Origin of the sequence: Hymenobacter sp., from assembly GCF_036388155.1 — a bacterium.
In the GTDB taxonomy this organism is placed as follows: domain Bacteria; phylum Bacteroidota; class Bacteroidia; order Cytophagales; family Hymenobacteraceae; genus Hymenobacter.
The window spans coordinates 1-21,151 of record NZ_DASVSI010000173.1; the positions used below are offsets into that span (position 1 = coordinate 1).

Consider the following 21,151-nt stretch of genomic DNA (forward strand, 5'->3'; position numbering starts at 1 on the left):
TCGTTGTCAGTTGTTAGGCTTACAAAGCAAACTCCTGCCACCTAACAACTGACAACGAGCAACTGACAACTAGAAAGAATGACCGAACAAGAAGTAAATACCCTCCTGGCCAAGCTGCCAGTGCTCAAAGCTGAAATAGCCAAGGTCATTGTGGGCCAGGAGAACGTGCTGGATGAAGTGCTGGTGGCCCTGCTGGCCGGTGGCCACGCGCTGCTGGAAGGCGTGCCCGGCCTAGCCAAGACGCTGCTGGTGCGCACCCTAGCCGCCGCCACCGACCTGCCCTTCCGCCGCATCCAGTTCACGCCGGACCTGATGCCGACCGACATCCTGGGCACCGAAGTACTGGAGGAAGACCACGGCACCGGCCACCGCTCGTTCAAGTTCAACCAAGGGCCCATCTTCGCCAGCCTGGTTTTGGCCGACGAAATCAACCGGACGCCGCCCAAAACGCAGGCCGCACTACTCGAAGCCATGCAGGAAGGCCACGTGACCTACGCCGGCACCGAGCATGCCCTGCCCAAACCCTTCTTCCTGCTGGCCACCCAAAACCCCATCGAGCAAAGCGGCACCTACCCCCTGCCCGAAGCCCAGCTCGACCGGTTTTTGCTGTACGTGCGCATTGGCTACCCCACGGCGGCCGAGGAGCTGGCCGTGTTGCGCGGCACCACGGGCGCGGCCGGTCAGCAGGTAACGCCAGTGCTGGGCGGCGCCGACATCCGGCAGCTGCAGGCCCTGGTCCGCCAGGTGAGCTTCAGCCCCGAGCTGATGGACTTCGTGAACCGCTTGGTGCGGGCCACGCGGCCCGCCACCTCGGAGGTAAAATTCATCAAAGACTACGGACGTTGGGGCGCCGGCCCCCGCGCCGGCCAGGCGCTGATATTGTGCGCCAAGGCGCGGGCCTTGTTGCACGGCCGCTTTGCCGCTACGCTGGAAGACATTCGGACGCTGGCGCCGCCCGTATTGCGCCACCGCGTACTGCTGAACTTCAATGCCGAAGCCGAAAACTTAACCGCTGACGACGCGGTGGCTGCGCTCCTGCAAGCGGTACGCTTTGCTTAATGACTAATGAGGAATGAAGAGTGAAGAATTGCGTCTTGTGGTTCTTTCTCTTCAACTCCTCATTCTTCATTCCCCATTCTTCATTAATCCCATGCTTTCCCCTGAACTCCTGCACGGCTTGCGCAACCTGTCGCTGGCGGCCCGCCAAGCGGCTGAGGGCTTCCTGAACGGCGCGCACGCCAGCCGCCGCCACGGCGCGGGCATGGAGTTTAGCCAGTACCGTCCTTACCAGCCCGGCGACGACCTGCGGCGCCTTGACTGGCGCTTGGCCGCCCGTTCCGACCGGTACTACCTGCGCGAATCGGAGGTAGACACGAGCCTGACGGTGCACCTGCTGCTCGACGCCAGCGCCAGCATGAACCACCGCGACGACAACGGCCTCACCAAGCTCGACTACGCCCGGTTGCTGCTGGCGGCGCTGGCCTACCTGGCCCAGCAACAGGGCGACGCGGTCGGCCTGACCATCTTGGCTCCCGGCGGGCTGCGCCACCTGCCCGCCCGCGCCGACACCCGGCAGTTGCCCCGCATCTACCACGCCCTGGAAACCGCCGAGGCTACCGGCAACTTCCCCGACGCCGCCACGCTGGCCCCGCTCACGGCCCGGCGGCAACGCGCCCTAACCGTTTGCGTGAGCGACTTGTATGAGGAAAGCTCAGAAATAAACGCTTTGCTCACGCGCCTTCGGGCTACCAGCGGCGACGTATTGCTGCTGCATTTATTGGCAAATAACGAGTTGAATTTCAAGTATAAAGGCTCAGTAACTTTAAGAGACTTAGAAAGTGGAAAAACCTTGCAGTTGGATGCCGACCAGCAGCGGCCCGTGTACCAACGGCAGTTAGCTGAATGGCTCCGCGACACGGCCCAAGCGGCCCGCCGCCAAGGCTTCGACTACCACCAGCTCAGCACTGCCGAACCCCTAGACCAAGCCATGCGCGAGTTTCTGCGCCGGCGAAATTCTTCGAGCTAAAAGCCCATCACGGTCCTGACTTGGTGCATCACTCCTCAACAAGCGGCCCAATTCTGCGGGCGGAATGAGCGACCAAATGGACCTTTGTTGCGTCTGTGTTTTAACCTTCCTAAATTCAGTTTTTGTTTAAGCTACTCACCCCGTCTGCTCTACTCGCCCTGTTGGGGCTGCTGGTGCCGGTCGCCATTCACCTCTGGAACCGGCGGCCTGGCCGCGAGGTGGCGGTGGGCAGCCTGCGCTGGCTCACGGCCGGGGCCAACCGACGCCTGCGCAACCTGAAGCTGGAGCAGTTCTGGTTGCTGCTGCTGCGGGCCGCGCTATTGGCCGTGCTGGCGCTGGCACTGGCGGGGCCGGTGTGGCAGCAAGCCTTGCCAGCCGGTCGCGGGCAAGTGCTGCTGAGCCCGGAGGTGCTGGGCAAACCGGCATTCGCCACGCTGCGCCCAACCATCGACTCCTTGCGCCGCCGCGGCTACGCGCTGCGCTGGCTGGCGGCTGGCTTCCCCAAAATGTCAGGAGCCGCTTGGCGGACCGACTCTCTAGGCCGACGCGACAGCGCGCGGGTGCTGGCCAGCGGCGGACTAGCGCCTGACCGGTTCCTGTGGGCGCGGGTGCAGCAAGCAGCTGCGGCATTTGCGGGCCAGCCGCTGTACGTGGTCACGCCCGCGGCCCTGCGGGGGTTTGAAGGCCTGCATCCGGCCTTGCCAGCCAACATCACCTGGCAAACCCTGCCCAACCCCGCCACCGCTACGTGGGTGCAGGCCGCGGGCGTGCGCGGCGACAGCCTTCGGCTGCTGGTAGGCAAGAGTACTGAAAATCAAACCACTTTTCAGCCGAAATCAATTCTTAAACCCAAGACCAATGCCCCGTTTCGGGTTGGCGGGCTTGGGTTCCTGCGCCTGGAGCCTTCTGGCGCTGGGCAACAGGTGGTTTTGCCGACCGCCGACAAAGCCGCTGCGAATTCTACGCCGCCTGTGCCCGTTCGCAGTCAGCCCCTGCGCATGGTCATGTACGCAACTCCGGCCTATGCCCTCGATGCGCGCTACCTCCAAGCGGGGGTGCGCGCGGCGGCCGCGGGGCTGCTGGTGCCCGTGCAACTCAGCATGTCCGCGGCTCCTCCGTCACCTGGCACCCGGCCCGATTGGCTGTTCTGGCTGAGCGACGCTCCTTTGCCTGCGGGATGGCAAGACGCGGTACAACGGGGTACCCGGGTGTGGCAGCAGGCCACCGCCACGGGCATGGCAACCAACACCCGCCTGGCAACCCCGGCCGCCGACGAAGCGCCGGCCGTCATCCTTCAGCGAAGCACTGCCGCGGAAGCTCCCGGTAGCACGGTGCTGTGGGCCGACGGGCTGGGGCGCGCGGTGCTGTCGCAGCGCTCGGTGGGCCAGGGAGCTTTTTATCAATTACACACGCGCCTGCACCCCGCTTGGAGCGATTTGGCCGACAACCCTGGGCTACCGGCTCGCTTACTGGAAATTATTCAACCAGAAAATGCCGGTAGCCCGGCATCAGCAACCTCGACGCAAGAGGCTTTCGCAAACCAAGACCTGCGCGCCATGGATGCGGCGCAGCTGCCGGTACCGGTCCCAACCGCTGGGGGCCGCACCTCCCCGGCGCAGGCCGCGCCAAAGGTTTTTCGCGTAACGGACTTGCGGCCCTGGCTGGTGCTGGCGGTTGGAGTGTTGTCCCTGCTTGAGCGCCTGCTGGCCCGTCGCCGCGAGGCCCTCCCTACTACCCCCGTCTCATGAGCCAACCAGTCGCTTCTTCTCCTGCTTCGGACTTGCTGCGAGCGCTGCAGCAGCTTCGCCAAGTGCAGCGCAGCTACGCGGTCCGGCGGGCGCTGACGGTGCTGGTGCCGCTGGCAGCGGGCGGGCTGTTGCTGGCGCTGCTGGCCCGGCACTGGCCGGCTCAGCAATGGGTGTTTGTGACAGTAGCGGGGCTGGGCGTGGCAGCGGCAGCCTGGTTGCTGTGGCCGCTGCGCCACGTGGGTGCCACCCAAATTGCCGCTCGACTCGACCGTCATTATCCCCAGCTGGAAGACAGCAGCGGCCTGTTGCTTAACGACGCTGAGGGGCTGAACTTACTGGAACGCCTGCAGCAAGCTCGTGTATCCTCTCGCCTCAATGAAGCTCAGTCGACCAATTCTTTATCATTACCGGTTTCATTCAAAGCTTCAGGCATGATAACGGCCGCACTGCTTGTTGCCAGCGCGGTGGTATGGTGGTGGCCCAGGGCGACGGATGCCCCGCAAAACCGCTCCGTACCGGTGCGTTTTTCGGAGACGCAACCCGCCGTGCCCGGCCAAGTACCGCCCCGTATTACCGACACGCGACTGGTGGTAACGCCTCCGGCCTACACCCGGCTTCCGGCTTTTTCGCCGGCGCAAGCTTCCTTCCAGTGCCCGCAGGGCTCACGGGTACGGTGGCAAGTGCGTGTGAGTGGCTCCGGCCGCCGGACCCCGGAACTGGAGCTCGGTCCAAAGCGGGTCGCGCTGCAAGCGGTGAGCGGCCAGCCGGGCGTGTATTTCGCGGAGCAAACCCTGGCGGCTTCCACCCTCTACCGGCTGCGGCTGGGCGGTACCGTGTCGGATGATTACGCCATCGATGTGCGGGCCGACCAAGCCCCGGTGGTGCGCATCCAGACGCCCAAGCCCTACACCCTGGTGGCCACCATCGGCCAGCGGCCCGAGGTCCCCATCCGGGCCACCGTGCGCGACGATTACGGGCTAAGCCAGGCCGAGCTGGTCATCACGGTGGCGCAGGGCCAGGGCGAGGCGGTGAAGTTTCGGGAGGTGCGGCGCAGCCTGAGCGCTGGCCTGTCGGGCACCGCCGCGCAGGCTGGACTGAGCAACCTGCTCAACCTCCCCAAGCTGGGCCTGACTTACGGCGACGAACTGTACTTCTACATCTCGGCCCGCGACAATGCCGGGCACTCCTCCCGCACCGATTCCTACCTCGTGCAATGGCAGGACACCACCGTGGAGGACAGCTCCACCGACATGGGCATGGGCGTAAAAGTGGCGCCCGCTTACTTCCGCAGCCAGCGGCAAATCATCATCGACACCGAAAAGCTGATTGCCGAACTGGGCAAGCTCGACGCCGCCACTGTGGCCGCCCGGGCCAACGCCCTGGGCTTCGACCAGCAGAGCCTGCGCCTGCGCTACGGCAAGTTCATGGGCGAAGAGTCGGAGCAAGCCATTGGGGCCGCCGCGCCGCACTCGCCCATTGCCGAGGATGAAGACGCTGACCATGCCGACCACGCCGCGCCTACCGCCGAGGCGCATAACGCCGAAGAAGACCACCACGACCACCCCGAGCCGCCGGCTTCGGGCAAAATGGCGTCGCCCACCGCCGAAACCGATGCCCTGATGGAGCCCTACATCCATCGGCACGACGACTCGGAAACGGCCGACTTTTTGGAGCCTGCGGTGAAAGCCAAACTGCGCGCCGTGCTCAACGAAATGTGGGCCGCCGAGCTGCGCCTGCGCACCAACGACCTGAAAGCTGCCCTGCCCTACGAGTACCGCGCCTTGCGCCTGCTGAAGCAAGTGCAGCAGCAAACCCGGGCATACGTAAAGAAGGCCGGCTTCACCCCGCCGCCCATGCCCGAGGCTACGCTGCGCCTGACCGGCGAATTGGCGGGGGCCGCCGCTCCCCAGCGCCAGCAGACCTTGGCCGCGCCCGTTACCCAGCCCACCGCGCGGGCCGCCCTGCGCTGGCTGTCCTTATCGCGTGATAATCCTCGCCCCAACCCCGCCGATGCCCGCTTGCTCGAACAGGCCGGTTCGGCCCTCGCCGGCGCGGCCTTGCAGCGGCCGGGCGTGTACCTGCCGGCCCTGCGCGCCCTCCGGCAGCTGGTGGGCGACGTGCGCGCCGGGCGCCCCGCCTGCACCGATTGCCGCGCGCCCGTAGAGCGCGCCCTGACCGATTTGCTGGCCGTGCCTCCCCAGGCCCCGTTGCCGGCTGCCGCTCCCGACCGGTTGGCGCGGCGGTATTTCCAAGAACTCAGCCGTTAGCATGTTGCCTGTTCCTCCTTTTGCATCCGGTATTTATTACGTCCTGCTGGTTTTTTTCCTCATGCTTGGGCTAGGATTGGCGGCGATGGCGTGGCGCCGGGCGCGGCAGCGGCAACGCAGGCTGCGGGTGGTGGCCGGCGTGGTGGCGACCTGCGCGCTGTGGTTTGCGGCGTTCCCGCCCTTGCGGCAGTTGCCCGCCGCCCGCGCCGAAGCCATTTTATTAACCGATGATTTTCAGGCCGATTCATTGCGCGCGTTGCAGCGAAGCTTGGGCAATGGCACGCCCGTTTGGTACTACGGTCCTGGAACCCCACCAGCCAAGGCCCGGGCGTTGCCCAGCCTGCTCAGCCTGGCCGAGCAGCGCCCGGGCCTCCGGAAGCTGCACGTGCTGGGGCGCGGCCTGGCGGCGTCTGAATTGTCGGCGCTGGGCAACTTGCCCGTGGTGCTGCATTCGCGGCCCACACTAACAGGCATTAGCACCGCTTTCTGGAGCCAGAAACTGGCATTGGGCGAAGTTTTTCGCGTGGAGGGCACGGTGGCGCCCGCACCAGGCAAAGAGCCGAACTGGGTGCGCCTGCGCGCGGCCGGCACCGTCCGCGACTCGGTGCGGGTGCCCGCGGGTGGCGGCGCTTTTCGCCTCCGCTATCAGCCCAAAACGGCAGGCTTGGCGGTATACGAACTGCAGGTGGGGCAGGCGGGTAAAGCCTTTGGTACTGAGCCCATGCCCGTGGAAATCACCACGCCGGCCTTACCGGCCGTGCTGCTACTCACGGGCACCCCCTCGTTCGAGTTTAAATACTTGAAGAACTACTTGGCCGAAGCCCATTACCCGGTGGCGCTGCGCACTACCGTAAGCCGGGGCTTAGTGCAAACGGACTTCGTCAACCAACCGGCCATGTCGCTGAATCGACTGACGCCCGCGCTGCTGGCCCGCTACGCCATCGTCGGGGCCGATGCCGCCACCTTGGCTGCCTTGACTGGCGCCGAAGCCCAGGCACTGCAGGCTGCCGTGAGCAACGGCCGGCTGGGCCTGCTGGTGCTAGCAGATGCCGCGCCGCTGCCGCGGCCTACGCCCGCGCGGGCCCGCTTTACCGTGCTGCCCCGTGCGGCAGCACAGACCGTCCCCCAACTGCTGGCCTGGCCCGATGCGCCGGTAGCCGCTCGGGCTGCTATGCCGGCCCAGCTGCGGCCCGAAAGCACAGTGCGGCCATTGGTTGCTGGCCCCGGGCAGGCCATGGTGGCGGGCAGCAGCCGCATGGGCCTTGGGTTTGTGGTGGTGTCGGTGGTACCCGAAACCTTTCGTTGGGGGCTGCAAGGGCGGTCTGCCGTGTATGCCTCGTTTTGGAACCGCTTGCTGAGTGCAGCAGTCCCACCTCCGCCACCCGCGCCAACGTGGCGCACGGCCTCCCGCTGGCCCCGCGCGCAGCAGCCACTCGTCCTGCACCTCAGCGCTGCTTTTCCGGAAGCGGTGCCCACCGTGGCCCCGCTCGCCGGTGGCCCCAATGTTCGCCTGGCCTTGCGCCAGGACAGCCGCTTGCCGGAGTGGAGCACGGCCCAATTTTGGCCGGCAACGGCCGGTTGGTACCGCGTGCGCGGGCCTGGGGCCGCCGTGCACTGCTTCTACGTTTTTCCCGCCGCCACCTGGCACAGCCCGGAGCTACAGGAGCGCCAGCAAGCCCTGGCCAGCCGAACGAAGCTCACCACCGCGGCGGCCGAGGCAGGCACAACGGTGGAGCAACCCTGGCCGGCTGCTTGGTTTTTTGGCTTGTTCCTGCTGGCAGCCGGGTACCTTTGGCTTGAAGAGAAACTGTAGTCCCACCTGGGCGCCCTTGAGCGAAAACTTCCATTCACTTTGCGGCTTAGCCCCTTCCATGAAGCATAGAAAAGCCCCTGCTTCTGCAGGGGCTTTTTCGTGAACGCTCAGCCCAAGAGCTGAATGGCTTTTGCAGTCAGAAACTAGTTTTTCTCCACCCGGCGCACGGCCGTAACAGAGCCCTGACGAACCTCGAGCAGGTACACGCCCGAAGCCAAACTGGCGGGTAAACGCAACTGCCGGTCAGCAGCCAAAGCTACCGGGGCAAGCACCACGCGGCCGGTCAGGTCGCGCAGGGCTACGGTGGCGGCACCGGCCTTGGGCAGCGTCACGGTGATGTGGTCGGTAGCAGGGTTCGGGGAGATGGTGAGGCCCGGCAGGGCCTTGTTGGCCCGGATGGCCGAAGCTGTGCCGCATCCCGTGTTCAACGGGGTATCGGTGGCTGTGAGCACAACGGCAGTTACGCCACTTGCTGGGTTCACGGTGTTGGCCCCCGAAGCCCAAGTTCCATCGGTGTCCGTGTTGCAATTCAGCACGGCTCCAGTCACGATACTCCGCTCTTCTACGCGGCGAATACCGTTTGCCAAAGCGTTGGGTATAATAGAATTCCAAGAACCAGCGGTTGTTGAGTAGAATGCTACCACCGAGGTACCCAAAGAAACGCCAATGTTTTCAACCACAGTGGTAGAAAGCGGCCGGCCGGTACCCGCCTCGTTATCGTAGAGGGCAATGGCATTACCAGCAGTAGCGCTCGAAGCGCCGCGAATGCCGGTGGCGTTGGTAGCAAAGTCCAACGTGGTGATGCTTTGATTCAGCGCCAAGCGTTTTGCCACCGTGCCCGGTAAGGCGTCGGTTGCTAAGGTAATGGACGGGAAAATAAGGTTTCCGGCCGTAAAACGGGCATTGCCCGAGTTCAGAAAACCGAACCAGCCGGTGTAGCTTCCAGCCGCATTGGTGGTGAAAGTGAAATAGCTACCGGCGGTGGTAGTGCTACCAACCGAAGCCGTAGTGTAAGTGGCACCGGTGGCGGTGGTTGTAATCAATACCGGAATGCCAGCTCCAGAAGTAGTGCCGCCAAAGTCTACCGTGCCGCCGCCGGTCGTGGCGTTGGTAGCGCCTACCACGTACCCGCGGTAAAGGGTGGATGGCGTCAAGTTGCTAACCGTAGCCCGGAACAGCACCGGCAAGCGAGTGTTCGTCCCGCTGGCCATGTACTGCGGCACAACAATCCCGGTAAAGTCGGCCTGGGTTAGGGTTTGGGCCCAGGTGGCTAGTGGTGCCAGGGCGAGCAGCAAAGCCGTTAGCGTAGCCAACGACCACATCGTAAAATGTTTTTTCATGAGTTCGGATAAACGGTGAAAGAAAGTTGATTGTAAACGGTGACTTGGATGCTCTAGTTGTTAGGCTGTAAAAGTATGATATATGGCACCGAGCCAAAAAAAATTGCAGATTATTGAGTTTTGATTTGTTCGCAACAAATCAATCCGCCATCCCCTAAACAGCCTTGAAGCTATTCCCACAAGGGGTAGTGTTCTAGGTGCACTTCCTGCTCAAAGAAGATGCGCGTGCTTTCCTCGAACGAGCGGGTGAAGTCCGACACGTAGAAATGATGGGCGGGCGGGGTCTCGGTCGCCGGGGCCAGCAGGCCGTGCGCGCCCAGGTAGGCCTCGGCATCGGCGGCCACCACGTCGGAGGCGTCGAGAACGTCGACCCGGCCCTGGTAGAAGCGCGCAATCTGTTCCTTGATGAGCGGGTAATGCGTACAGGCCAGCACCAGCGCGTCGATGCCGGCCAGCGTGGCGTTGCTCAGGTAGGCACCGATGATGTCGTCGCTGATGGAGTTCTTGAAAAAGCCTTCCTCAATCATGGGCACCAGTAGCGGCGTGGCCAACGAGTGCAGGTCCACGCCCGCGTCCAGAGAGTCTACTTTCTTCTTATAGACGTTGGAATTCACGGTTTGCTTGGTGCCGATGAGGCCCACGCGGCGGCCGGCATACGCACGGCCCAGGTGCGCCACGATGGGGTCGATGACGTTCAGCACGCGGGCTTTGGAGCCCACGTACTCACGCACCAGCTCGTAGGCTGCGGCCGAGGCCGAGTTGCAGGCAATCATAATCAGCTTGCAGTGCTGGCGCAAGAGCAAGTCACAGATTTTGACCGAATACGCCTGGATGGCGGCGGCGCTTTTGTCGCCGTAGGGCAGGTGGGCGGTGTCGCCGAAATACACAATTCGCTCGTGGGGCAGGCGGCGGGCCACGGCCCGCGCCACGGTGAGGCCGCCAATGCCGGAGTCGAACATGCCAATGGGGCGGGCGGCGAAGGCCGCAACCGCTTCGGGGGTCGCAGAAGCAACGGTTGTCATGCGGCAAAGGTAGCCGGGCCGTCCGCTTGCCTTGGCATCTTGGGCGGGCCGCAACTTTTCGGGGCAGCTTTCCTGGTTTTTTACAAATTCTGGTTATATTTCCGCCCCTATCCAGCTCACTAATTTCCCATGAGCACCATTTTGGCCGAAATTGACCACGCCTTAGCCGCCCACGACGCGCGTCAGGGCCGCCCGGTGGCCATCTACCTCGGCGAGCGCAAGCTCACCCAACTCACCCTCGACGCCGCCCGCGCCACCCTGCCCAACCTCAGCACCGACGCCGGCCGCCCCCTCACCTACCGCAACCTGGAGCTGCTGCGCGACGAGGTGAACGTGGACGTGGTGCGGGTTATTTAAAAGGGCATGGGGGTAGGAGGGTATGAGGGCGTGCGGTAGGGAGGAATTCCCCAACTCCTACCCTCCTACCCCCATACCCTCCTCCCCTAGAAGCACCGGCTGCAGCACCGACCAGACCGTGCGGGCCACAATGCGGTGCCCGGCCGGCGTGGGGTGAATGCCGTCTGGCTGGTTCAGGCGACGGTCGCCGCCCACGCCTTCGAGCAGAAAGGGAATGAGCACCAGGTTGTTTTTGGTGGCCACTTCCTGGTAAATGCGTTTGAAGTCGGCCGCATAAGATGCCCCTAGGTTGGGCGGTATCTGCATGCCCGCCAGCACGATTTGGGCGCTGGGGCTGCGGCGCCGCACCGTGTCGATGATGGCCTGGAGGTTGCGGCGGGTATCGCTGAGCGGGAGTCCGCGCAGGCCGTCGTTGCCGCCCAATTCCAGCACAAACACGTCCACCGGCTGGCGCAGCACCCAGCCCACACGGCTGCGGCCGCCGGCGGTGGTTTCGCCGCTCAGGCCCGCGTTGATGACTTCGTAGCCCAGCTTCAACGAATCAATTTTCTCGCCCACCAGCGCGGGAAAGGCCTCGTCGGGCTCCACGCCGTAGCCGGCCGTGAGGCTGTTGCCGAAAAACAGCAGGCGCTTTTTGCCAGTGGGAGCACCGGGCTGCGGGCTGGCCAGCGACGACGTGGCCGTGGCAGCTGGCGGCTGGGCCGTTTCGGTGGACGAATTAGAATTGCAGGCCGTGAAGGCCAGCGCAAACAGGCCGACGAAGGAGAGGCGAACGAAGCTCATGAACGAGTTTTTGGGCACGGAAGATGAAAAGGGAAAACATCGAGAAGGTTTTCGCGTCTTTGGTAACGAACGGTGGGCCCTGCGGTTGTGTGATGCAGCAATAGAAAGTCTGGAAAGAAGACGGTCGTGCAACTCGCAGCGAACCTACGGTCAACGCAGTAAGCGCTGCCATTTCTGGGCCCAGCCCATCCGCTTCCCCACCCCTGCCACCCCACTCCATGAGCATCCTTCGCGTCGAAAACCTCACCAAAACCTATCCCAGCGCCGAGCGCGACCTGACGGTGCTGCACGCCGTCAGCTTCGATTTGGCCGCCGGCGACACGTTCGCCATTGTTGGGCCTTCGGGCTCGGGCAAAACCACGCTGCTGGGCCTCTGCGCCGGCCTCGACCGCGCCTCTTCGGGCAGCGTGTGGCTCAACGGCATTCAACTCGATAACCTGAGCGAGGACCAGCGGGCGGCCGTGCGCAACCAGCACGTGGGCTTCATCTTTCAGAATTTCCAGCTGCTGCCCACCCTCACCGCCCTCGAAAACGTGCTGGTGCCGCTGGAGCTGCGCGGCCAGCGCGGCGCCACCCAAACCGCCCTGGGCCTGCTCGAGCGCGTGGGCCTGGCCGAGCGCGCCAACCACTACCCGGCCCAGCTGTCGGGCGGCGAGCAGCAGCGCGTGAGCCTGGCCCGCGCCTTCGCCAACCGCCCGGCCGTGCTGTTCGCCGACGAACCCACCGGCAACCTCGACCCCGACACCAGCGAGCGCGTGGTGAACCTGCTCTTTGAGCTCAACCGCGAAGCCGGCACCACCCTCGTACTCGTGACGCACGACCTCGAGCTAGCGGCGCGCACGCAACGCACGCTGCGGCTGCGCGGCGGCAAAGTGGTGGAGGAATTGGTGGGGTGAGGTGCAGCTAGTTTCTCGTTGCCGGCAGCAACAATACCTGTAACTTTTTGATTATGTGCATTATTTAATTTTACTTGAGCGCAAAACAGGCTTTGCCAGTACTGGGTGCCTAGCAGCCCCTTGCGTTGAGTTCTGAAGTATTGATTTCTTGATTGGAGGGCTGTTCATTTTCAACAAACTGTCCGTTCTGAGCTTTTCTTCCTTTGACGGAATGAATTCAATCCCCACCGTTTTGAATTTAACCCGTCGGTTCAACTGCCGGTTTTCGGGGGTGTCGTTAGGGGCCGCGGGTCGCTTGGCCCCGTAGCTAACGGTAGATAACCGGCTTTCGGGAATGCCCTCCTTAACGAGGAAAGCATAAGCGGCCTTGGCTCTTTGCTGACCTAGCTGCAACAGGTACTGTTCGGGATTTGGCTGCCCCCGAGGCACTTCTCGAAGGTCAGCGTGGCCTTCCACGTTAAGGCCTGCAGTAGAATTGTTCTTCAAAAATTGTACGACATCACTCATGCCAACTATGGATTGGCGCCTCAGGGTAGCACTGCCGGTATCGAAATACGCATTCTTCCATTCCACCCTATCAATACAGCAAGTGTCACCAATACCGTTTAGGTAGAAGTTTTTGGTAATAGCAGTCGAGTCATCGTTCGTAAGCGGTGTCGGAAACTCTTGCGTTTCAATGTCTTTCCCGCCTTTTGCTAGCTCTACTCTGTAAGTGTGCCCGCCGGGAAGAACCACACGGTACGAACCATCGGCCTTTGAGACGTCGTTCCAAGTTTCTACTACTGAGTCAGCTCCTTTTCTACTGAAAATGATTTCTACTCCCGGAACCACAGACGTGGTATCAGAAAACGGATAAACACGGCCGTGAACGGTGAGAAGAAATTCTTTGGGTGCTTGGGTCACTGCCGACGAGCGGGCACTACCAGAGGGAAGCAGCACCCGCGTTGAACGGCAAGCCACCAAGCTACTCCCCACTGCCAAGGCACACACAATCCGCCCACTCCACCTCGCAACTAAATTTATTACACTCATAGACTCATTCTAAACACGGACTACATGAGTCGCCGGCCCCAAATAACGCATTCCCGCCCCGACCAACCTCGCCCGCGCCCTTGCCGTTGGAAGAACACTACCAGCAGTTATTGCACCAGTCCGTTAAAGTGCGCTGCTCCTTGCCACGTCTACGCCTTAGTTGACGTACCAGCCAATTTGCCTGGCTCACTACTGCTGTTGTGATTTCTGTTTTCTTCCTGTGATGCCTTCTCCTCTCGCTTCCTCCTCAACTACTTCCTGGCTTTTCCGCATGGCGTGGCGCGACAGTCGCCGCAGCCGGGCGCGGCTGCTGCTCTTCATGGCCAGCATCATATTGGGCATTGCGGCGCTGGTGGGCATCAATTCTTTTGGCGACAACCTGGCCCGCAGCATCAGCGAGCAGGCCCGGGAACTGCTGGGGGCCGACTTGGTCTTGACCGACAGCAACCCTTTCAGCAAGGAGCTGGAGCCGACGCTGCGGCGGCTTGGCGAGGCGCGCGTCAACGAAATTTCGTTTGCTTCGCTGGTCGAGTTTCGGCCGGGCCGGGGCGTGCGCTTGGCCCAGGTGCGCGGGCGCGACGGCGGCTTTTTCTACGGTGACTGGGAAACGGAGCCGCGCTCGGCAGTGCAGCAGTTTGCGGAGCCCGGTGCCGCGCCGGGCGCCTTGGTCGACGACGCGCTGCTGGCGCAGTTTGGAGCCAAAGTGGGTGACTCCGTGCAAGTGGGACGGGTGGTGCTGCCCATCATCGGGCGGGTGCTGAAGACGCCGGGGCAATCGGGCATTGCCTCGGCAGTGGCGCCTACCGTATTCATCCCCAACCGGTTGGTGGCAAAAACCGGCTTAGTACAGCGCGGCAGTCGCGTGCAGTACCGGCGCTCCTACCGGTTTGCGCCGGGCACCGACGTGGCCGCCCTAGTGAAAACCCTGCAAGTGCGCCTCGACAAAGCCAGCATCGACGCCGACACCGTGGCCGGCCGCCAAGAGCAAACCGGCCGCTCCTTCGCTGACCTCACCCGCTACCTCAGCCTCGTGGCTTTTGTGGCGCTGCTGCTGGGCTGCGTGGGCGTGGCCAGCGCCGTGAACCTCTACGTGCGCGAAAAGCTGGCCGCCGTGGCCGTGCTGCGCTGCCTGGGCGCCAGCGGCCGGCAGGCGCTGCTCATTTATTTGATTCAAACCGCGGGCCTTGGCTTGGTGGGGGCGGTGCTGGGCGCGGCCCTGGGCGCGGCGGTGCAAAGCGTGCTGCCGCAGGTACTGGGCGACTTTTTGCCGGTGGCCATCACCGTGAGCGTGTCCTGGCCGGCGGTGGCCACGGGCCTGGTCACGGGGCTGCTGATGGCGGTGCTGTTTGCGCTGCTGCCGCTGCTCAGCATCCGGCGGGTGTCGCCACTGCGGGTGCTGCGGGTGGCTTTTGAAGACGACACCGCCACGCCCGACCCGCTGCGGGGACTCATCATCAGCATCATTGGCTTGTTCATCCTCGCCTTTGCCTACCAACAAACCCGCGACTGGAAACTGACCCTCGGCTTTGGGGCGGGGCTGCTGGCGGCGTTTGCGGCGCTGGCCGGCCTGGGCCGCCTGCTGATGGGGCTGGTGCGGCGCTTCTTTCCCACGGGCTGGAGCTACGTGTGGCGCCAGGGCCTGGCCAACTTGTACCGGCCGCAAAACCAAACGCTTACCCTGGTCACCTCCATCGGCCTGGGCACGTTTTTGCTGGCCACGCTTTTCCTGACGCAGGCCCTGCTGCTGGGCCGGCTCCAAGTGGCCGGGCAAGCTTCGCAAGCCAACCTGGTGTTGTTCGACATTCAAAACGAGCAGCGGGCCGGGGTGGAAAGCCTGCTGCGGGCGCAGCAACTGCCAGTCCTCCAGCGGGTACCCATTGTGACGATGCGCCTCACGGCCATCAACGGCCGCTCGGTGAGTGCCATCAAGAAAGACACGGCTTCGGGCATCCCGGCCTGGGCCCTCACCCGCGAGTACCGCGTCACGTACCGCGACTCCCTGAATTCCTCGGAAAAACTAGTGGATGGCAGCGGGCCCAAGCTGGGGGCCGACGGCACGCCGCGCATTTCGGTGGAAGCGGGCTATGCCACGCGCACCAAGCTCAAGCTCGGCGACACGCTCGACTTCAACGTGCAGGGCGCGCCGCTGCGGGTGCTGGTGGGCGGCACCCGCGAAATTGACCGCGGCCGGGTGCAACCGAGCTTTCTGGTCGTGTTTCCGGCCGGCGTGTTGGAGCAGGCCCCGCAGTTTCAGGTGCTGCTCACGCGCACGGGCAGCGCGGCGGCGCTGGCCGGCATCCAGCAAGCCCTGGTACAGCGGTTTCCCAACGTGCTGGCCATCGACCTGGGCCTCATCCTGCAAACCGTGAACGACATTCTGGGCAAAATTTCCTTCGTGGTGCGCTTCATGGCGGGCTTTAGCATCCTCACCGGCTTGCTGGTGCTCAGCAGCTCGGTGGTTATCAGCCGCTACCAGCGCGTGCGCGAAAGCGTGCTGCTGCGCACGCTGGGCGCCAACCGCAGCCAGATTTTGCGCATCACGCTGGTTGAGTACGGGCTGCTGGGCTTGCTGGCGGCACTGGCCGGCATTGGGCTGGCAGTGCTGGCGGCCTGGGCCCTGGCCATCTGGGTGTTTGAAGTCGGGTTTGGCCCGGCGGTGCTGCCCTTGCTGGGACTGGCGGCGCTGGTCACGGCGCTCACGGCGGCCATCGGCTTGTTCAACAGCCGCGACGTGCTGCGCCGCTCCCCGCTGGAAGTGCTGCGCGCCGAGGGCTAAACGATTGCGCGTAAACACAAAAGGCCCGGCCCCTCCATCGGGGCCGGGCCTTTTGTTTGTGCAACGCCGGGCGGGGTACCCGCTGGCGGCACTACTCTTTCACGAACTTGGTAGAAGTGGTGCGGCCGCCTTCCGTCAGACGCAGCGTGTAGACGCCCGGGGCCAGCCCTTCCACCGGAATGGCGGCTTGCTGGGTGCCGCCGGCGGGCAACGACCGGCGAAGCACTTGGCGACCGCGCAAATCGTAAATCAGCAAGGTGCGGGCCGCTTCGGACGCTCCCAACGTCAAGTTCAGTTGCTGCTGCACGGGGTTGGGGTAGAGCGTCGGGGCCGCCCCGGAAACACCCGCGGGTTCACCGGCCGAGCGGGCGGCCGCCGTCTTGGCGAAGCTCCACCAGTTGATGTTGTAACCGCCCACGGGCACGCCGATGGCAATGTCCTGCTGGCCCGCCTTCAGGGTAACGGTGGCGGAAACAGTGGTCCAGTTTTGCCAGCCGCCGGTGTTGGGCACCGACACGGTCCCCAGCTTGGTGGCGCCCGCGTTCTGCTCCAGGCTGATGCGGCCGGTGGCGTTGGGGCTGGCCACGCGGAACTGCACGGTGTAGGTGCCCGCCGTGGGCACCGTCACGGTGTAGGCCATCCAGTCGCCGGCGTCAATCCAGCCCACGCTGCGGCCGCCGCCCGCGTCGGTGGTGGTTTCGGTTTGCACCCCCGACATGGCGTGGTAGCTCTCGGCCTCCACCTTGGTGGCGGTGCCGGAAGTGGGTGGCGGCGTGGTGGGCGGGGGCGTCGTAGTGGGCGGAGGCGTGGTGGTGCCGGTGCCGGCCCAATTCTGAACGTAGCCTTTCACCAAGCGGCCCGAAGTCGTGAGGAAGCTGTCCGACCAGGGAGCCGTGGGGCTGGTGCCCGGCACCAGGGCCGAAGCGGCCTCGGCTTTGTCGTTCAGGGCCCAGTTGGCGTGGCTGATGTTGTTGGCTTTCAGGAAATCCATCCACTCCTGGGTGGAAGCGGCGTCGACGGCGCCGCCGCCCGAGGCGTCCACCGCGCCCCATTCGGTCACGAACAGGGCAACGCCCCGGCTCAGGGCCGTGCGCGCTTTGTCGCGCAGGCTGTTTTTGTGGCTGGCGGCGTAAAAATGCAGCGTGTAGGCAATGTTGACGCCCGCAAGCGGCGAGGCGGCGGCCACGTCCACGTCCTGCGACCAAGTGGGCGTGCCCACCACAATGAGGTTGTCCGGGTCGATGGCGCGAATGGCCCCCACCACGGCCTGGGCGTAGGGCTTCACCACCCCAGTCCACGACACTTGCAGAGGCTCGTTGTAGATTTCGTAAATCACGTTCGGCCGGGTGCCGTAGGTGGTGGCCATCTCGCGGAAAAAGGCAATGGCTTCGGCCTGGTGCCGCTCGGCGCTGTGCGAGTGCCAGTCGATGATGACGTAGAGGCCGGCGGCGATGGCGGCGTCGACCACGGCTTTCACCTTGGCTTTTTCGCGGGCCGGGTTTTCCAGGTAGCCGCCGGGTTCGTCCACGCCCATGGCGGCGCGCACGAGGCCAGCGTTCCAGTTTGTTCTCAGCCAGTTAACGGCATTGGCGTTGTAATAACGCTCGCCGCCCCAGCCGGCGTTGCTCCAGAACAGGCTGCTGCCAGCCAGGCTCACCGGCTGGCCGGTTTGGTTCAGCACTTGGTTGCCTTGCACGCGCAGGGCGCCGTGCGTGGCCACGGGCGTTTGGGCCGCGGCGGGCCACCAGCAAGCGGTGGCCAGCACCGCCAGCACGATGCGCCAGCGGCTCCGGGGAGCGGAAGTTTGAGGGTGGGTTTGGGGTAGAAGTTTCATGGCAGGTTGTGGGGGTTGGGTAGATGCAAAAAAGAAAAACACGAGCGGAGGCCTGAGCAACACCGGGCCCTCGTTCGCGGCATTCTCTACGTGAGCTTAAAGGATTTAGCTGAAATAAGAGGAAAGTTCAACCAGGTGTTTTATTTGTTCGAATCACAGTGCAATTTTAAGTTTTGAAAGCGGCTTGCTGGTCCAGTTGTAGCTCCGATGCGCCTCATTTATTGCCCCTTGCGCCACCGCAGTCCGGACGCCCGCCTCGTGGTACCGGACCGCAACCGTTGCCGGAGTCGATAGAAGTCGAAAGCCTGCAACCTGGCCCACTCCTGGATGTTGGTCCGCGTTGCGCTTATTACTTTCCGTCGCCGCTTTTCTCAAGTCCCAGCCCAAGCAAAAGGCTTTTACCTTCCACTTACTTTCTCCTGCATGCGCTACTTATTTGCCCTGCTCTCACTTGCCTGCTTGGCCCTCCTGACGGGCAGCCAAGCGCCCACGCCGCCCGCGGCCCACACCTTCGCCTTGGGTCCCGAGCAGTTTCTGCTCGACGGCAAGCCGTTTCAGATGATATCGGGCGAGCTGCACTACCCCCGCATCCCGCGCGAGGCTTGGCGGCAGCGCATTCGCATGGCCAAGGCCATGGGCCTCAACACCATCGGCACCTACGTGTTCTGGAACCTGCACGAGCCCCAGCCGGGACAGTTCGACTTCAAGGGCAACAACGACGTGGCGGCTTTCGTGAAAATTGCCCAGGAAGAAGGCATGTGGGTGGTGCTCCGGCCCAGCCCCTACGTGTGCGCCGAGTGGGAATTCGGCGGCTACCCCTACTGGCTGCAAAACACGCCCGGCCTGCAAGTGCGCAGCCAGGAGCCGCAGTACGTGGCCGCCTACCGCCGCTACATCCAAGCCGTGGGCCAGCAGCTGGCCCCGCTGCAAGTGAACCACGGCGGGCCGGTGCTCATGGTGCAGATTGAAAACGAATACGGCTCTTACGGCAGCGACAAGGCTTACCTGGCCCTCAACCAAAAGCTGTTTCAGGAAGCGGGCTTCGACGGCTTGCTCTACACCTGCGACCCGGTGAACGACGTGGGCCGCGGCCACCTGCCCGGCCTGCTGCCCGCCGTGAACGGCACCGACAAACCCGCCCAAATCCGGCAGCTGGTGCGCACGAACCACGCCGGCCAGGGCCCCTACTTCGTGGCCGAATGGTACCCGGCCTGGTTTGATTGGTGGGGCACGCCGCACCACACCGTGCCGGCCGAGCGCTACGCCCCGCGCCTCGACACGGTGCTCGCGGCGGGCATGTCCATCAACATGTACATGTTTCACGGCGGCACCACACGCGGCTTCCTGAACGGGGCCAACTACAAAGGCGGCACCACGCGCTACGAACCCCAAACCAGCAGCTACGACTACGACGCGCCCCTCGACGAAGCCGGCAACGCCACGCCCAAATTCATGGCCTTCCGCGAAGTCATTGCGCGCCACCTGCCGGCGGGCTCCCAGCTTCCCGCCGTGCCGGCTGCCAAGGCGACCATTCGCATTCCGGAGCTCACCTTGGGTGCCGCCACCAGCGTGCTTACGGGGCTGCCCAAGGCCGTGGCCAGCCAGCGGCCGCTCACGTTCGAGGCCCTCAAGCAGGCGTATGGCTTTGTGCTGTACCGCACGCAGGTGCCCGGCGGCCGGACGGGGCTGCTCAAAATCAAAGAGCTGCGCGACTACGGGCTGGTGTTCGTGAACGGCAAACGCGTGGCCGTGCTCGACCGCCGCCTGGCGCAAGACAGCGCGCAACTCACGCTGCCCGCCGGCACGGTCACGCTCGACATTCTGGTCGAAAACCTGGGCCGCGTCAATTTCGGCAAGTACCTTCTTGAAAACCGCAAAGGCATCACGGAGCGGGTGCTCTTCCAAGGCCAGGAAGTGCTCAACTGGCAGCAATTCCCCCTGCCCTTCAACGACATTGCCCAAGTGCCTGCGGCCCCGACCTACGCCGCCACGGCCAGCGGCGCGCCCGTGCTGCGGCGGGCCTCCTTCACGCTCAAAGCAGTGGGCGACACCTACCTCGACATGCGCGCCTGGGGCAAAGGCTGCGTCTGGCTCAACGGCCACCACCTGGGCCGCTACTGGGAAGTGGGTCCCCAGCAAACCGTCTACGTTCCTGCCGAGTGGCTGCGCCCGGGCCGGAACGAAATAGTGGTACTCGAACTGCTAAAACCCACCCAAACCAAGCTCGCCAGCCTCGAAAAACCCATTCTGGACGCCGTGGCAACGCAGAGCACGACCAACTAGCCGCCACAGGCAAGCGAGGCAAAACCAGTTGTGAAATTTCTCGTGCGAGTCCAGCGCCTCTTTCGGGTCCACAGGGCCGGGCGAGGGCTGGCCAAGGCTTTGGAAATGGGTTCGAAAGCAGCCTACCTTTCCGGCATGAAATACCTTTACCCGGTTGCCTTATCACTTTTGCTGGCTACTACAGTTCACGCGCAAGCGCCTGATTCGCCTCGCCCAGCTTCTGCAAGGCCAGTCGTTCAACTCACTCAGGAGTCGACGGTTATTGATGCGGGCGGTGGGCCGCTGCCCTACCCGGTGTGGCGGCAGATGCTCGCGGTGGGTGAATACAAAATCCAGCCCGCACCGGGCTCTAGTGCGGCCCAGCCGGTATTTCAGGTGGTGGCCCGCACGCCCGAGGAAAAAGCAGCCTATTTAGCCAAGCTGCCTCCACCCAAAGAGAGCCCGTTCTTCACGAACGGTCAATCCATTGCGGCCTTCAAAATGCGCGACATGAATGGCCGCAAATACGACAGCAAGGATTTGGCGGGCAAAATCGTGGTGCTGAACTTCTGGTTTATTGGCTGCCCTCCCTGCCGGGCCGAGATTCCCGACCTCAACAAGCTCGTGCAGCAGAACGCCAAGCGGGACGACGTCGTGTTTCTGGCCGTAGCGCTTGACGAGCACAATGCCATCGAAAAGTTCACCAAAGACCACCCCTACGAGTACGCCTTGGTGCCCGGCGGCCGCTACATTGCCGAGCGGTACGGCATTCGCTCCTACCCCACCAATCTCGTGGTCGACCGCGAAGGCAAGGTGGTTTTTCACGCGCAATCCCACCCCAACATCTCGGCCTTCCTACAGAAAGCCATAGATGACGTGAAGTAACGAATGGTCGCCTTGTATAGGCAACTTCCTTTCAGATAAGAAAGCCCGTCATGCAGAGCGCCGCGAAGCATCTCGCTTACAGTTAGTAATTACTTGTTGCACGCGAGATG

At 63.7% G+C, this 21,151-nt stretch carries 15 protein-coding genes; 10 read left to right on the forward strand and 5 right to left on the reverse strand.

Annotation, left to right across the window (positions count from 1 at the left end; genetic code table 11):
• Positions 1-78: 78 nt before the first annotated feature.
• From VF629_RS24180 to VF629_RS24200, 5 genes are all read left to right on the forward strand, one after another.
• Positions 79-1,059 carry a MoxR family ATPase gene (locus VF629_RS24180; RefSeq protein WP_331061085.1) on the forward strand — a complete coding sequence of 327 codons (981 nt, stop codon included), beginning with the start codon at positions 79-81 and terminating at the stop codon, positions 1,057-1,059.
• 91 nt (positions 1,060-1,150) lie between these two features.
• Positions 1,151-2,026, forward strand: a complete 876-nt coding sequence (locus tag VF629_RS24185; RefSeq protein ID WP_331061086.1) for a DUF58 domain-containing protein — start codon at positions 1,151-1,153, stop codon at positions 2,024-2,026.
• Positions 2,027-2,148: 122 nt separating this feature from the next.
• Positions 2,149-3,774 (forward strand): BatA domain-containing protein, encoded by a 1,626-nt coding sequence (locus VF629_RS24190; RefSeq protein ID WP_331061087.1) that lies wholly within the window; start codon positions 2,149-2,151, stop codon positions 3,772-3,774.
• A complete protein-coding gene (locus tag VF629_RS24195; RefSeq protein WP_331061088.1) occupies positions 3,771-6,041 on the forward strand; it encodes a hypothetical protein in 2,271 nt (756 codons plus the stop codon). The genes VF629_RS24190 and VF629_RS24195 overlap by 4 nt, the downstream gene beginning before the upstream one ends.
• Positions 6,042-6,102: 61 nt before the next feature.
• Positions 6,103-7,854, forward strand: coding sequence for a hypothetical protein (locus tag VF629_RS24200; RefSeq protein WP_331061089.1), 1,752 nt, complete (start codon positions 6,103-6,105; stop codon positions 7,852-7,854).
• Between the two features lie 143 nt (positions 7,855-7,997).
• Here the strand turns inward: VF629_RS24200 and VF629_RS24205 are convergent, their stop codons facing one another.
• A complete protein-coding gene (locus VF629_RS24205) occupies positions 7,998-9,194 on the reverse strand; it encodes a T9SS type A sorting domain-containing protein (protein ID WP_331061090.1) in 1,197 nt (398 codons plus the stop codon).
• A gap of 170 nt (positions 9,195-9,364) precedes the next feature.
• Entirely contained in the window at positions 9,365-10,216 is an 852-nt protein-coding gene (gene murI / locus VF629_RS24210) for a glutamate racemase (RefSeq protein ID WP_331061091.1), read from the reverse strand.
• 129 nt (positions 10,217-10,345) lie between these two features.
• On the opposite strand from murI, the gene VF629_RS24215 reads away from it, so the two are divergent.
• Complete coding sequence (locus VF629_RS24215) at positions 10,346-10,573, forward strand: hypothetical protein (RefSeq protein ID WP_331061092.1); 228 nt, start codon at positions 10,346-10,348, stop codon at positions 10,571-10,573.
• 57 nt (positions 10,574-10,630) lie between these two features.
• Here the strand turns inward: VF629_RS24215 and VF629_RS24220 are convergent, their stop codons facing one another.
• Positions 10,631-11,356 carry an arylesterase gene (locus VF629_RS24220; protein WP_414653931.1) on the reverse strand — a complete coding sequence of 242 codons (726 nt, stop codon included), beginning with the start codon at positions 11,354-11,356 and terminating at the stop codon, positions 10,631-10,633.
• A 218-nt stretch (positions 11,357-11,574) separates the two neighbouring features.
• On the opposite strand from VF629_RS24220, the gene VF629_RS24225 reads away from it, so the two are divergent.
• Positions 11,575-12,252 (forward strand): ABC transporter ATP-binding protein, encoded by a 678-nt coding sequence (locus tag VF629_RS24225; RefSeq protein WP_331061094.1) that lies wholly within the window; start codon positions 11,575-11,577, stop codon positions 12,250-12,252.
• Positions 12,253-12,312: 60 nt separating this feature from the next.
• Here VF629_RS24225 and VF629_RS24230 read toward each other — a convergent pair whose 3' ends face one another.
• Entirely contained in the window at positions 12,313-13,155 is an 843-nt protein-coding gene (locus VF629_RS24230) for an OmpA family protein (protein ID WP_331061095.1), read from the reverse strand.
• 352 nt (positions 13,156-13,507) lie between these two features.
• Between VF629_RS24230 and VF629_RS24235 the strand changes: the two genes are divergently transcribed.
• Positions 13,508-16,060: an ABC transporter permease gene (locus VF629_RS24235; RefSeq protein ID WP_331061096.1), complete on the forward strand. Its 2,553-nt coding sequence runs from the start codon at positions 13,508-13,510 to the stop codon at positions 16,058-16,060.
• A gap of 91 nt (positions 16,061-16,151) precedes the next feature.
• Here VF629_RS24235 and VF629_RS24240 read toward each other — a convergent pair whose 3' ends face one another.
• Positions 16,152-17,894 (reverse strand): cellulase family glycosylhydrolase, encoded by a 1,743-nt coding sequence (locus VF629_RS24240; protein WP_331061097.1) that lies wholly within the window; start codon positions 17,892-17,894, stop codon positions 16,152-16,154.
• Positions 17,895-18,317: 423 nt separating this feature from the next.
• Between VF629_RS24240 and VF629_RS24245 the strand changes: the two genes are divergently transcribed.
• Entirely contained in the window at positions 18,318-20,177 is a 1,860-nt protein-coding gene (locus VF629_RS24245; protein WP_331061098.1) for a beta-galactosidase family protein, read from the forward strand.
• A 135-nt stretch (positions 20,178-20,312) separates the two neighbouring features.
• Positions 20,313-21,041 (forward strand): TlpA disulfide reductase family protein, encoded by a 729-nt coding sequence (locus VF629_RS24250; RefSeq protein ID WP_331061099.1) that lies wholly within the window; start codon positions 20,313-20,315, stop codon positions 21,039-21,041.
• Positions 21,042-21,151 lie beyond the last annotated feature (110 nt).